This window comes from Planococcus maritimus, from assembly GCF_001687625.2.
Classification (GTDB): domain Bacteria; phylum Bacillota; class Bacilli; order Bacillales_A; family Planococcaceae; genus Planococcus; species Planococcus maritimus.
Window position 1 is genome coordinate 1,994,223 of the sequence record NZ_CP016538.2, and the last position, 13,746, is coordinate 2,007,968.

Annotated in this window: 12 protein-coding genes and 2 pseudogenes; 3 read left to right on the forward strand and 11 right to left on the reverse strand. The window is 48.5% G+C overall.

Annotated elements, in window-relative coordinates; all coding sequences use genetic code 11:
* Position 1: 1 nt before the first annotated feature.
* The 9 genes and pseudogenes from BBI11_RS10050 to BBI11_RS10090 all read right to left on the reverse strand — a co-directional run bounded on the left by BBI11_RS10050 (position 2) and on the right by BBI11_RS10090 (position 8,358).
* Complete coding sequence (locus tag BBI11_RS10050; RefSeq protein WP_335645507.1) at positions 2–751, reverse strand: Stp1/IreP family PP2C-type Ser/Thr phosphatase; 750 nt, start codon at positions 749–751, stop codon at positions 2–4.
* A gap of 18 nt (positions 752–769) precedes the next feature.
* The gene (gene rsmB / locus BBI11_RS10055; protein ID WP_068462912.1) at positions 770–2,125 is read right to left on the reverse strand and encodes a 16S rRNA (cytosine(967)-C(5))-methyltransferase RsmB; all 1,356 of its coding nucleotides are present in this window, start codon (positions 2,123–2,125) and stop codon (positions 770–772) included.
* Entirely contained in the window at positions 2,122–3,054 is a 933-nt protein-coding gene (gene fmt, locus BBI11_RS10060) for a methionyl-tRNA formyltransferase (protein WP_068462914.1), read from the reverse strand. Before fmt ends, rsmB begins: the two co-directional genes overlap by 4 nt.
* A complete protein-coding gene (gene def, locus BBI11_RS10065) occupies positions 3,051–3,557 on the reverse strand; it encodes a peptide deformylase (RefSeq protein WP_068462916.1) in 507 nt (168 codons plus the stop codon). Before def ends, fmt begins: the two co-directional genes overlap by 4 nt.
* Positions 3,558–3,575: 18 nt before the next feature.
* Positions 3,576–5,972: a primosomal protein N' gene (priA, locus tag BBI11_RS10070; RefSeq protein ID WP_068462918.1), complete on the reverse strand. Its 2,397-nt coding sequence runs from the start codon at positions 5,970–5,972 to the stop codon at positions 3,576–3,578.
* Positions 5,969–7,168: a bifunctional phosphopantothenoylcysteine decarboxylase/phosphopantothenate--cysteine ligase CoaBC gene (gene coaBC / locus BBI11_RS10075; RefSeq protein ID WP_068462920.1), complete on the reverse strand. Its 1,200-nt coding sequence runs from the start codon at positions 7,166–7,168 to the stop codon at positions 5,969–5,971. The genes priA and coaBC overlap by 4 nt, the downstream gene beginning before the upstream one ends.
* 75 nt (positions 7,169–7,243) lie before the next feature.
* Entirely contained in the window at positions 7,244–7,468 is a 225-nt protein-coding gene (gene rpoZ / locus BBI11_RS10080; RefSeq protein WP_068462922.1) for a DNA-directed RNA polymerase subunit omega, read from the reverse strand.
* Positions 7,468–8,087, reverse strand: a pseudogene (gmk, locus tag BBI11_RS10085) (guanylate kinase). Before gmk ends, rpoZ begins: the two are co-directional and overlap by 1 nt.
* Position 8,088: 1 nt before the next feature.
* The gene (locus BBI11_RS10090; RefSeq protein ID WP_068462924.1) at positions 8,089–8,358 is read right to left on the reverse strand and encodes an extracellular matrix/biofilm biosynthesis regulator RemA family protein; all 270 of its coding nucleotides are present in this window, start codon (positions 8,356–8,358) and stop codon (positions 8,089–8,091) included.
* A 122-nt stretch (positions 8,359–8,480) separates the two neighbouring features.
* Between BBI11_RS10090 and BBI11_RS10095 the strand changes: the two genes are divergently transcribed.
* The 3 genes and pseudogenes from BBI11_RS10095 to BBI11_RS10105 all read left to right on the forward strand — a co-directional run bounded on the left by BBI11_RS10095 (position 8,481) and on the right by BBI11_RS10105 (position 11,839).
* Positions 8,481–10,136, forward strand: a complete 1,656-nt coding sequence (locus BBI11_RS10095; protein WP_068462926.1) for an Rqc2 family fibronectin-binding protein — start codon at positions 8,481–8,483, stop codon at positions 10,134–10,136.
* A gap of 186 nt (positions 10,137–10,322) precedes the next feature.
* The gene (locus tag BBI11_RS10100) at positions 10,323–11,147 is read left to right on the forward strand and encodes a transporter substrate-binding domain-containing protein (RefSeq protein ID WP_068462927.1); all 825 of its coding nucleotides are present in this window, start codon (positions 10,323–10,325) and stop codon (positions 11,145–11,147) included.
* 15 nt (positions 11,148–11,162) lie between these two features.
* Positions 11,163–11,839: pseudogene (locus BBI11_RS10105) on the forward strand (amino acid ABC transporter permease).
* A 39-nt stretch (positions 11,840–11,878) separates the two neighbouring features.
* On the opposite strand, the gene BBI11_RS10110 reads toward BBI11_RS10105, so the two are convergent.
* Positions 11,879–12,289: a VOC family protein gene (locus BBI11_RS10110; RefSeq protein ID WP_068462930.1), complete on the reverse strand. Its 411-nt coding sequence runs from the start codon at positions 12,287–12,289 to the stop codon at positions 11,879–11,881.
* Positions 12,290–12,374: 85 nt separating this feature from the next.
* Entirely contained in the window at positions 12,375–13,691 is a 1,317-nt protein-coding gene (locus BBI11_RS10115; protein WP_083389056.1) for a D-serine ammonia-lyase, read from the reverse strand.
* Positions 13,692–13,746 lie beyond the last annotated feature (55 nt).

Genomic DNA, 13,746 nt, shown 5'->3' on the forward strand with positions numbered 1-13,746 from the left:
GCTACACCTCCTCACCAAGCGCCGTCAACAATACGAATGAAATATTGTCTTCACCGCCGAGGTCATTGGCCAGCGCGACCATAGCTTTGCCTTTTTGAGACAAAGAAGCTTTGGAACGGACGATTGACGAAATGTCCCGTTCACTCAATTTATTGCTGAGACCATCCGTACATACCAGAAAATAAGAAATGCCGGCAAGCGAAAAATGATGCATTTCCCGTTCGATATCCGGCTCTGTCCCCAAAGAGCGCAGAATCCAGTTTTTCTTGGGATGATCCTCTGCCTGCTCTTGTGTGATTTCGCCATTATCGACCAAGACGTTGACATAGGAATGGTCACGGGTCACTTGAGCCATCGATTCTCCAATCATATAGGCACGGCTATCGCCGATATGGCATAACACGCAATCTTCTCCTTCGATTAATGCGGCAATCAAAGTGGTGCCCATGCCCTTGCATTCGCGATGGGTGATGGAATGCTCGTAAACAGCTCGGTTTACCTGCAACACTTGTTCAGACAACCAAGCTGTTTTCTCGTCTGCTGAACGAAATTGTTCAGCGTTGGCATCCATGAATCTGGCACCGAGTTCATCGACTGTCATTCGACTCGCGACATCGCCAGCATTATGGCCGCCCATGCCATCTGCGACGAGGACGAGCAACAATCCATCGGAACGTCTATGCACAGCGACGCGGTCTTCATTGATTTCTCTTTTTCTACCGGTATCGCTTTCAATTACATACTGCAACAATAGTGGACACCCCGCTTTTTAGCTTTCGGCACGTATGCCGTCGATTTTTCTAAAGCTTGCGATAAAAAATCCATCACTCCCGAAATCCTGCGGGAATACTTGGACCAGTCCTTGCCCTTTGCTTTTGAATGCTTTAGGCAAATCAGCTGGAATTTGTTCCATTTCTGGATGAGTATTCATGAATTTCTCAGCAGTTCCACGATTTTCTTCGGTATCAATGGTGCACGTACTATAAACTAGAATGCCTCCTGGCTTCAATAGTTTCACCGCTTCATCGAGCAGCGACAATTGAATCGTCTGCAATCGCTCGAAATCATCCGGTGTTTTTGTGTATTTGATATCCGGCTTGCGCTTGATGACACCAAGGCCGCTGCACGGTGCATCCACTAAAACGCGGTCGAAACTTTCCAAACCGAAACGCTCACTGCTTTCGCGCCCGTCACCGACTGTGGTGTCGATAATTTGATGGCCTAGGCGCTTAGCTGTTTCTTCAATCAGTTTGACTTTGTGAGCGTGCAAGTCCATCGCTAGCACCGTGCCTCGTCCTTCTAGTTTTTCAGCAATATGGGTCGTCTTTCCACCAGGTGCCGCACACATATCTAAGACCTTCATGCCCGGTTCGATTTGCAGCGCATAAGCCGGAAGCATCGAACTTTCATCTTGTATGGTAATAAAGCCTTTTTCAAACGTCTGTGTGCGCACTGGCTGTCCGCCTGTAACGATCAGGCATTCCGGAATAATTTTACTCGGTTCGGCACTGAGCCCTTCTGATTCGAGCATTTCAATGACTTGTTCTGGCGTCGCCTGGACGGTATTGACACGCACTGTCTGAAGCGGTGCTTTATTGTTTTCGAGCGCCATTTCACGGGCTGTCTGCATTCCGAATTGTTCAGACCAACGCTTGATCATCCATTCCGGGTGGCTTGTTTCGATGGATATTTTCTTAATTGGATCTGCAATTTCATTAAATGAACGCACGCCTTGTCGCTGAACGGAGCGCAAAATGCCGTTGACGACCGACCCAATGCCGCCATGCCCGCGCCGTTTGGCAATTTCTACGGCTTCGTTGATGACAGCGTGGAACGGGATACGGTCCAAATAGACGATTTGGTAGAGCGATAAGCGCAAAAGCGTCCGTACCCATGGATCGAGCTTTCCTTTAATATACGGTTCTAAATAATAATCCAAGGTCATTTGATGTTGCAGCGTACCGTATGTGATTTCCGTCAGCAAACCTTTATTTTTCGCGGAAATGCCATAGCTGTCCATCGTTGTATTCAGTAGGAGGTTGCTGTATGCCTGTTTGTTTTCCACAGCATAGAGAATCGACAATGCTGCATCTCTCACATTGCCGTGGATTTTCTTGTTTTTCATTCGAATCGATCTCCTACCTGTAATTTCGGGCCGCGCAAATAATCTTCAGCCGTCATGCGTTTTTTTCCAGCAGGTTGCAATTCCTTGATGGCAAGTGTCCCGTCACCAGTCTGAACAATGATGGCGTCTTTTGCTAGTTCGACAATTACACCCGGTGCTCCGCCTTTTTGGCTGTCAGAGATTTCTGACCACCATACTTTGATATTGGCGCCGTCAAACGTTGTGAATGCGACTGGCCATGGGTGCAAGCCGCGCACTTGGTTATAGATTTCATATGCGGATTTGTCCCAGTCAATGCGTTCTTGTTCTCTTGAAATATTGCGGGCAAACGTGACGCGCTCTTCGTCTTGCGGAATCCGTGGATTGGTGCCATCAATAATCGATGGCAAAGTCTCTTTCAACAAATCCATTCCCGCTGTACTCAGTTTTTCGAACATACTTCCCGTATGATCTGTATCTTCGATCGGCACAGTCGTTTGCGAGATAATATCTCCCGCATCCAAGCGGTCGACCATATACATGATCGTGACACCGGTTTCTTTTTTTCCGTCGATAATCGCTTGATGAATCGGCGCGCCGCCGCGGTATTCCGGAAGCAGCGAGGCGTGCACATTAATCGCGCCAAGTGTTGGGGCTTCGAGTATGGCGGTCGGCAAAATCTGCCCAAAAGCCGCCGTCACGATCAAATCCGGCTCAAGGTCAAGAATTTTTTGTGCCTGCTCAGGGTCTTTTAGTTTTTCCGGCTGATAGATTGGCAAGCCCAGTTCTAGCGCCTGTTCTTTCACCGGTGTCGGCGTTAGGATTTTCTTCCGGCCAACAGGGCGGTCAGGCTGTGTCACAACCGATACAATTGTATGCCCTTCTTCGACGAGCATTTTCAGAATAGGAGCCGAAAATGCCGGCGTCCCCATGAATACGATTTTGGTCAAAGCACATCCTCCTCTTCTTGCTGGCGGATCAGTTCATCCAATTCTTCCTGGGTCACGTATTTGTCGATTTTGCTCGTGAATAACACACCGTCCAAATGATCCATTTCATGGAGAATGGCACGTGCTTCATAACCTTCCGCTTCTAGTTCGTACCATGAACCATCGCGTTCTTGCGCTTTGATCTTGATCCGGCCGTGGCGTTCCACTTCACCGAATATGCCTGGAAAGCTCAAGCAGCCTTCGATATCCGTTTCCGTTCCTTCGAATAACGCCAGTTCCGGGTTGATCATTTCAATCGGTTCTTGCCCTTCCTGAAAATCGACGATTGCTACTCTCAACGAGACTCCTACTTGCGGCGCGGCAATGCCGACACCGTCTGCTTCAATCATCGTATCGTGCATATCGTCCAGTAGAACAGCAAGCTCACGGTCGAATTCAGTGACCTTCTTGCACGCTGTTTCCAATACTTCGTTCGGATGTTTCACTATTTCACGGATTGCCATTATGATTCCTCTTTTCTCTTACATGACTGCGGTCGGATTCATGTCGATGGACAAGGTCGCCCCCGTTTTAATCCAGTCGCTGCGGTAAATTTTAATTAATTGCTGCAGCACTTCAGCCAGCTTCGGTTCTTTTTTGTATTTTATCAAACATTGATAGCGATATCTATTGTTCACGCGGGCGATGAGCGAAGCGGATGGCCCGATAATGATGGTTTTAGGCGATAAGCGGTGACGCAAGTATTCGGTCATTTGCTCCGCATAGCCCGATACCGTCATCAAGTCCTCGTGGGTGAACTGGATATTGACGACATAATAATAAGGCGGGTAGCCGCTCGCACGCCGCATGGCCATTTCCTGCTCATAAAACGGCACGTATAATTGGTCTTTTGCGAGTGTAATGGCGTAATGCTCCGGCGTATAGGTCTGTACATAGACTTCGCCCGGCAGCACGTCGCGTCCTGCGCGCCCGCTCACTTGCGTTAGCAATTGGTATGTCTTTTCCGCTGCGCGAAAATCGGGCAAATGCAAAGTCGTATCCGCCGACAAAACGCCGACTAAGGTGATGTTCGGAAAATCCAGGCCTTTGGCAATCATTTGCGTGCCGAGCAGTATATCGGCCTTGCCTTCGCCAAACGCTGACAGGATTTTTTCATGTGCCCCTTTATTGCGGGTCGTATCGACATCCATCCGCAAGACGCGGGCATCCGGAACAAGCTTTGCGAGTTCTTCTTCTACTTTTTGAGTTCCTGTTCCGAAAAAGCGGATATGGTCACTTTCACATTCCGGACAAGTCGTCGGCACAGGTTCATCATAGCCGCAATAATGGCATTTCATCCGTTCGCTCGCCCGGTGATAAGTCAGGGAGATGTCGCAATTCGGACATTGCAACACCGTTCCGCAATCTCGGCATAAGACAAACGATGAGTAGCCGCGTTTGTTCAAGAACAACACCACTTGCTCTTTTCGTGCAAGGCGTTCGCGTATCGCTTCCGCCAATTCCACCGAAAACATGGACCGGTTGCCGGTCCGCAATTCTTCGCGCATATCCACAATATGGACTTCCGGCAATGGCTGGTTTTTCGCGCGGTTTTTCAGTGCCAGCAATTCATAGACTCCTTTTTTTGCACGCGCAAAAGATTCCAAAGAAGGCGTCGCACTGCCGAGTATGACCGGGCATTGATGTTGCTGGCTGCGCCAAATGGCCACATCCCGTGCATGATAACGGGGCGAATCATCTTGTTTATAGCTCGACTCATGCTCTTCATCGAGGATGATCAAGCCAAGATTTTGAAACGGCGCAAAAATCGCCGAACGCGCCCCTACGACTACTTTTACTTCGGCGCGCTGGATTTTCCGCCATTCATCGTATTTTTCCCCTGCCGATAAGCCACTGTGGAGCACGGCGACTAAATCACCGAAGCGCTCTTTAAAGCGGATCGTCATCTGCGGGGTTAGGGAGATTTCTGGAACGAGCATAATCGCCTCTTTGCCTTCTTCAAGCACCTCGGCGATCGTCTGCAAATAGATCTCTGTTTTGCCACTGCCGGTAATGCCGTGAAGCAAAAAGGTTTTTTCGGTATTCAGCGAAGAGCGGATGGCGTCGAATGCCGTTTGTTGCTCATCTGTTAAAGCCAAGGCGTACTTTTGGTCAATCGTTGTTAACAAGGACGGATCTCGATACGATTCCATCGATGAGAAATGAAGCATTCCTTTTTCCGCGAGCGCATTAATGGTCGGAAGCGACACCCCTGCCAATTTCTGCAGCTGGGAAGATTCAAACGTCTGCCCTGGGTGTTTCAGCAAAAATTCTTGCAACTTTAATTGCTGCTTGGCATTCGCCCTGATGGAAATATTTTCTATATCATCTAAAGAATCTGTAATGTGGACCATACGCACTTTTTTCACGCCGGTTTTCTGCTGGATATTGGTATCCGCCACCACTGTGCCTTTATCCATTTCTTTTTTCATCAGGCCGTAGACTTCTTCTGCTTCCTGGGCGCGGACAAAATCGCGTGTGCCAAAATATGGATGCAATTCCTTCGGCAGTTCTTCAATAGCAGCGTTCAACACAAAGCGTTTCTCATATTTGGCGCGCAATGCTGCCGGTACCATAACCTGCAAGGCATCGATTTCAAAGCAGACAGTCTGGCGTTTCATCCATTGCGCAAGTTCGAGCATTTCACGATTCAATACCGGCACGACGTCCATCAATTCATGGATCGGCTTGAGCCGTTTCGGGTCAAATTCGGATGTTTCTTTAATTTGTGTAATAAATCCGAGTACTTTGCGGTTGCCAAAAGGCACTTTTACGCGCATACCCGGCTCTGTAAGCGCCTGGAATTTTTCCGGCACTGCATAGTCAAACGGCCGGTCGATCGGATGTGCGGCAACATCGACGATGACTTCCGCAATCATTTTGCAAATTCCTTATCGGTGATCAAGGTCAATAATTCAAGCGCGAGCTCTTTTTTCGGCATGACCGGGAAGGTTTGTTCGAATTCCCCGCGGCCGTATAGCGTCACCGCATTCGTGTCATGATCAAAGCCTGCTTGGTCTGCACTAACGTCATTGGCGATGATGTAATCGGCGTTTTTTCGCTCGAGCTTCGCTTTGGCGTATTGCGCTACGTGGTCGGTCTCTGCCGCGAAGCCGACCAGGATTTGGCGATCTTTCAGTTGGCCGAGCTGTTGCAGGATGTCTGTCGTGCGTTCCAGCTCAAGAACCGAATTGCCTTCTTTTTTCTTGACCTTCTGCCCGGCAATAGCCGACGGGCGATAATCTGCGACAGCAGCCGTTTTCACGACCATATCTGCGCTGTCGTATTCACTCAGCACTGCTTCTAGCATCTGCTGGGCACTTTCCACTTGGATGCGCTGGACGCCATTTGGAACGGGCAAGGAAACTGGCCCGCTGATCAAAATGGTGTCAGCGCCGAGTTCCGCTGCCGCTTGTGCCATGGCATAGCCCATTTTGCCGCTCGAAAAGTTTGTTAAAAACCTCACCGGGTCAATCCGTTCGCGCGTCGGCCCTGCCGTCACGACGACTTTCTTGCCTTTTAGCGGTTTGTTTTTCGTGAAATGTCCGGCCACCAGTTCCGTAATTTTTTCCGGTTCCTCTAAACGCCCTTTGCCGACGTAACCGCAAGCCAAAAAGCCTTCAGACGGCTCAATGAAACGGATGCCATCGTGATGAAGCCGGTCGATATTGCGTTTGACTGCCGGATGATCATACATATGGACATTCATTGCAGGCGCAACCCAAATTGGCGCAGTCGTCGCAAGCAGGACGGTCGATACCATATCATCTCCTAAGCCATTCGCCATTTTTGCGATCATGTTAGCGGTCGCGGGTGCAACGATGACGAGATCTGCCCAGTCCGCCAAATCGATATGGGCGATGACGGAAGAATCTTTCTCATCGAAAGTGTCAAAATAAACATCGTTTCTGGACATCACCTGAAACGACAAAGGCTGGACAAATTGCCTTGCCGATTCTGTCATGATGACTTTCACGTCCGCCCCTGCCTGGGACAATTTGCTGACGAGGGCGACCGCTTTGTAGACAGCGATTCCGCCGCTTACACATAATAGGATTTTTCGATTTGCCAACACCGTAAAACACCCTTTCTAAACAACAAACTCCCAAAGAACAGGTTCGCTCTGGGAGTCGTTAATTGAGATCATAAGTTAAATTTCGTCTTCGTAAATCGCGGATGCATCTTGCTGGACTGGCGTCAATACGCCTTCTGCAATCTCTTCAAGCGCTTTTCCAACCGCTTTATGAGATGTATAGGAAGCCAGTTTCTCATCGCCATGTTCGTGTAATTGGCGGGCTCTCTTGGAAGCCAAAGCTACCAACGAGTATTTTGAATCAATGCGGCTTTTTAGTTTATCAACGGATGGGTATAACATCAGGCATTCTCCTTTAGCATATCTAAGTATCTTCTTTCGACGCGTTCGCGCCTGCAATGTTCTGCGATGATGATAGCGTTGATGCGATCGCACGCATGTTCGACTTCATCGTTTTCGACGACATAATCGTACAAGTTCATCATCTCTAGCTCTTTTCTGGCGGCATGGATTCGGGAAGCGATCACTTCATCCGATTCCGTGCCACGTCCGACCAAGCGCTCTTCTAGTTCCGAGAGGCTCGGGGGGCCAGGAAGATGAACAAGCCATCCGGCACTTTATCGCGCACTTGCGCTGCCCCTTGCACTTCTATCTCGAGAAATACATCACGGCCGGCATCACGCATTTTGTTAACGTATTCGAGCGGCGTTCCGTAATAATTCCCGACATACTCGGCATATTCGAGCAATTGTCCTTGGTCGATCAGTTCTTCAAACTCATGACGGGTCTTGAAGAAATAATCGACTTCGTCCACTTCGCCTTCACGCGGTGAGCGTGTAGTCATTGAAATGGAATATTCATAATTTGTGTCCGGCTGCTGGAACAGCTCTTTTCGCACCGTGCCCTTGCCGACGCCCGAAGGCCCAGAAAGCACGATGAGCAGTCCACGATGTTTTCTCATTTTATCCCTCGCTTGCCTCATCATCATTTTCTTCAATCCGCGCAAGTGCTGTCTCGATCGACAGCGCGGAAATGACCACGTGATCGCTATCCATGACAAAGATCGACTTGGTCTTCTTGCCGCCTGTCGCATCAACGAGCAAGCCTTTGCTGCGCGCCTCTTGCATCAAGCGCTTGGAAGGCGCCGAGTCCGGCTGAATCATTGAGACGATGCGGTCCACTGACACCGCATTGCCCGATCCAATAGATATGAACTTCGGCTTTCTTTTCATCTTCCTCACCGCCATCGATGCTCAAGTTATATGTTCTCGCTTAAAACTAACTGTCTTATTATATCATATTCTTCCGTGAAAATGATAAGATGGAACAAAACGATTTGAAAGAGGGATTTTTCATGGCATTTGATGGATTATTTACGAAAGCGATGACGAGCGAATTGCAACAGCTCCTCACCGGAAGGATTTCAAAAGTTCATCAGCCTAATCAGCTCGAACTGCTCCTCCACATACGCGCACAAGGAAAAAATCATAAATTGCTCATCTCGATTCACCCGTCCTATTCACGGATTCATTTGACCAACATGACGAACGTCAATCCTTCGGAACCGCCGATGTTCTGCATGTTGCTCCGCAAGCATATCGAAGGCGGCGTCATCACCGCCGTCGAGCAGCATGGCTCTGACCGTTTGATTATCTTGCGCATCCGCGCCCGTAATGAAATCGGCGATGAGATCGAACGCGAACTCCACGTTGAGATGATGGGCCGCCATTCGAACATTATCTTAGTCGACGCCGAGCGTGACATGATTCTCGACAGCCTCAAGCATTTGCCGCCGAGCGTCAACTCCTACCGGACGATTTTACCGGGACAGGATTATAAGTTCCCACCATCTCAAGACAAACAAGATCCATTCGCAGAGGACGCCGACTTCAGCGGGCTGACCGACAAGGAAATCGTTTCACGGTTTGCGGGCTTTTCCCCGCTGACGGCAAAAGAGCTGAACTACCGTCTTGAACAAGACCCCGATAGTGCCACTGCCTTTTTGCAGGAATTCACAGCTGAGAAACCAAAAGGCTTTTACGTGGAACAGCAAGGGAAAAGCTATTTTTCCGCCACCCAATTGACGCATCTCGGACAAGACAATATGAATTTTGACAATTTGTCTGAGCTGCTCGACCGGATTTATTATGCTAAAGCTGAGCGCGACCGTGTCAAACAGCAAGCAGGTGATTTGGAACGCTGGCTGCAAAACGAAATTGCCAAACTGAAACTGAAGCTGAAAAAACTCCAAAAAGAGCAGGACCAGGCGCAAAAACGCGATCAATTGCAATTAAACGGCGAATTAATCATGGCCAATCTTCACACCATTAAAAAAGGGATGAAGCAAGCGGAAGTCGTCAATTATTATAATGAAGAAACCGTGACGATCACGCTCGACCCGCGCAAGACACCAATTGAGAACTCTCAAAAATATTACTCGCGGTACCAAAAAGCCAAGACGGCCGTCGTCAAAACACACGAGCAAATCGAGAAAACCGAAGAAGACATCCGTTACTTCGAATTGCTCATGCAGCAAGTGCAACAAGCCGGACTTTCCGACATCGAAGAAATTCGCGAAGAATTAGCGGAACAAGGCTATATGAAAGCACAGAAATCAAAGAAAAAGAAAAAACCGCAAAAACCGAATGTCGAACATTATGTGTCGAGTACCGGCATTCCGATTTCGGTTGGTAAAAACAATAAACAAAATGATTACGTGACATTCAAAGTTGCTTCGAAATCCGATACATGGCTGCATACGAAAGACATACCGGGCTCGCATGTCATCATCCATTCACAAGACCCGGATGAAGACACCGTTTTAGAAGCTGCAAGTATCGCCGCCTATTTCAGTAAAGCGCGTGAATCCGCTTCTGTCCCGGTCGATTACACAGATGTTCGCCAAGTGAAAAAGCCAAGTGGCGCGAAACCCGGATTCGTCATTTATTTTGAACAAAAAACCGTATACGTAACCCCTGATGAAGACCTTGTATTGAAACTGAAAAAATAGTTTCTTAAACACTTGCACCGGCACTTAGCCGATGCAAGTGTTTTTTAACATAATACAGTTTACATAATAATATTATTTTTTGACAAAAACCGTAAACCATTGCCGCAAGATAAAGTTAATGCTATCTTTTTATAGGACATATTTTGAGGAGGCCAATCATTGACTATATTCACGAAACGACCATATATGACGGCTGCACTGCTCGGCACAGCCGCACTCACCTTATCTGCTTGCGGAGAGGAAGAGACAAATGAAACGGAACAATCTTCAGAATGGGATCGCATTCAAGAGGAAGGTGTCTTGACCGTCGGCACATCCGGCACTCTACTGGCTACTTCCTACCGCGATGAGGAAAGCGGCGAATTGACCGGTTTTGAAGTGGAAGTGGTGCGCGAGCTTGGCGACCGCCTCGACCTTGAAATCGAATTCCGCGAACTTGGGTTTGATGAAATGTTGACGAGTGTCAGCACTGGGCAGCTCGATATGGCAGCGAATGATATCGAAGTGACAGAAGACATGACCGATCAATTCCTGTTCTCCACACCGATCAAGTATTCCTACGGCACAGCTGTCGTTCGCGAAGACGACCTGTCCGGAATCGAATCGCTCGAGGATTTGGAAGGCAAAAAAGCAGCTGGCGTGTCGACCTCCGTCTATATGCAGATTGCCCGGGACTACGGTGCAAAAGAAGTCACCTATGATAACGCGACCAATGAGATTTATTTACGCGACGTGTCGATCGGCCGCACCGACGTCATTTTGAACGATTATTATTTGTCGAAGTTCGGTGTCGCCGCCTTCCCGGAATTGAATATCACCATTCATCCAGATATTCAATACTTGCCATCTGAAGTCGGCCTGGTCGTCAATCAGGATAATGGAGCACTTCTCGAGCAAGTGAATGACACGCTTGGAGAAATGCTGTCAGACGGCACCATCAGCGAAATTTCAGCTGAATTCTTCGATGGGGCGGATGTTTCCGTCGAACCCGATATCGAAGAGGAAAATTAAAGGAGGCCCACAATTATGAGTGATATCGAATGGGGCTATTGTTCGACCCGGAGCTCGCCATCAATTCCTTGCCTTATGTGCTTGAAGGCATTTGGCTGACTCTATTGATCTCGATGGGAAGTATGCTTGGTGGACTGGTCATCGGCTTTTTCATGGCACTTGCACGCACTTCTAAACAGCCACTGCTTCATTTGCCGGCGCGCCTTTATATTTCTTTCATGCGTGGTGTGCCAATTTTGGTCATCTTGTTTTTATTGTACTTTGCACTTCCTGTCATCGGCCTCGAATTTACGGCCTTGCAGGCAGCAATGATCGGCTTTACCATCAATAGCGCCGCTTACATCGCAGAAGTGTTCCGCTCAGCTCTTGCTTCTGTCGATAAAGGCCAATGGGAATCGTCCACCGCACTTGGTCTCAGCTACTGGCAGACGATGCGGCGGATTATCCTTCCGCAGTCGGTGCGTATTGCCGTTCCGCCTTTGTCGAACGTTTACCTGGACCTCATTAAAGCCTCGTCGCTTGCTGCAATGATTACGGTTCCAGAGATTTTCCAAAAAGCGCGGATTGTCGGTGCCCGGGAATACGATTTATTGACTTTGTTGATTCTGGTCGCACTCATTTACTGGGCTATCTGCACAGTCATGACCGTGCTTCAGAACTATCTGGAAAAACGCTATGCTGAATACTTATAAAACTAAAACCGCACCGGAAATCTATCCGGTGCGGTTTTATTATTCAAAGGCCTCGTCTTCCATATACATGACTTCCCATAAATGTCCGTCCGGATCGAGGAAGCTCCAGGAATACATGAATTTATTATCCATCGGCTCGTTTGCGGAACTGCCTCCTGCTGCCATCGCTTTTTCCACCCATTCATCCACCTCTTCGCGGCTCGACGCTGACAACGCGATGATCGTCTCCGAGCTTGTCGATGTGTCGGCAATGTCTTTGTGAGTGAAGCTCTTGAAAAAGTCTTCCACCAGCAGCATGGCGTACATATTTTGTCCAATAATCATGCACGTGGCGTTATTATCCGTCATGCGTTCATCAAAATCAAAACCCATCTCGCCGAAAAACTTCATCGATCTCTCCAAATTCTTAACCGGCAAATTAACGAAAATCTGGTTCGCTTGAATGGCCATGTCTCCGCTTCCCTTCTTTTTCGTTTCTCGTTCACTCTTCTATTCGTTGAATGAACTGAAAATCCTGCCTAAGGTTTCAGTTTCTTCAACCCTCTTCCATAAAATTCGGCCATCTCTTGTTCGGGCACGAGCGCCCCCCTGTCAGCCAAACAATATGCGTCGCTTTTTCTGCATTGATGCCATGTTCTTCAGCGTAGTTTGTCGCCGCCATCATGAACGGCCCGGCAAACCCGGCTGCTGCGGACGGCTCAATTTTAATCTCTTCGCTATCTTTCAGCATGGCAAGCAGTGGAAACAATTCCTTATCCTCTATCGTCGCAATGCCCGAAATCAATTGTTCGGAACTTGTAGAGGCAAAACTTGATGCTCTGCCTACTGCCAGTCCATCCGCTTCCGTTCTGTTGTCGATACCGATGTCTTGCACGCAGATGTCGCTCTTTAAACCGGTCATAAGTCCAAGCAAAACTGCTGGTGAATGTGTAGGCTCGATGAACACCGGGTGGACATGATCGCCGAACATATGGCGCAGTCCGAATGCTATTCCGCCTGGGGCTCCCCCGACACCACAAGGCAAGTAAACGAATAATGGATGTTCCTTGTCGACAAGTATTCCCTGTTGTTTCAATTGATCTTTCAGCCGAATCGCTGCGCCGCTGTAACCTAGAAACAATTCGCGGGATTTTTCGTCATCGACAAAATAGCCATTTGGCAGCTGCAGTGTTTCTTCGCGACCTGCCGTGACCGCTTCGCTGAAATCTCCAGTGAATTCGACAACGCGTACTCCTTTACTTCGGAGCAAGGATTTTTTCCATTCTTTCGCATCCGCCGACATATAAACCGAAACCTTAAAGCCGAGTTCAGCGCTGATGATGCCGATGCTTAGCCCCAAATTCCCGGTCGAGCCGACGCCGATAGAATAGTTTCCAAAGAAGTTTTTGGCGCCGGTCGTTGCAAACCACTCATAGCTATCTTCTTGAGTAAGGTGTCTCTCTTCTAGCGCCAGGTGTTCTGCATGACGCAGCACTTCGAAAAATCCGCCACGCGCTTTGACCGACCCTGCAACCGGCAGCTCGTTGTCGCATTTAACATATAAGTTTCCGGCTAGCCCCTTACCATAATAACTTTCCAATTGCTTTTGCATGTGCGATACTTCCCGCAATTCCGACTCAATGATGCCGCCCGTTTCAATGGTCTCTGGAAATACCTTCGTCAAGAAAGGGGCAAAGCGCATCCACAATTGCTCGGCCTCTTCCAAATCATCGATTGTCACCGGCAAGCCTTGGACTTGATCCATTTCTCTGCGTTTTGGATTCAGCCAGACCACTGGCTTCAAGGCGAGCAAATCCGCTAAAAGCGGATACTTTTCAGTCCATTCATTGATTTCTTGTTGCGTAACACTCATGTCCTACCGCCTCCTTGTCGTTAGTTGTACCATACCCTTTTTCACTTTCTTTACT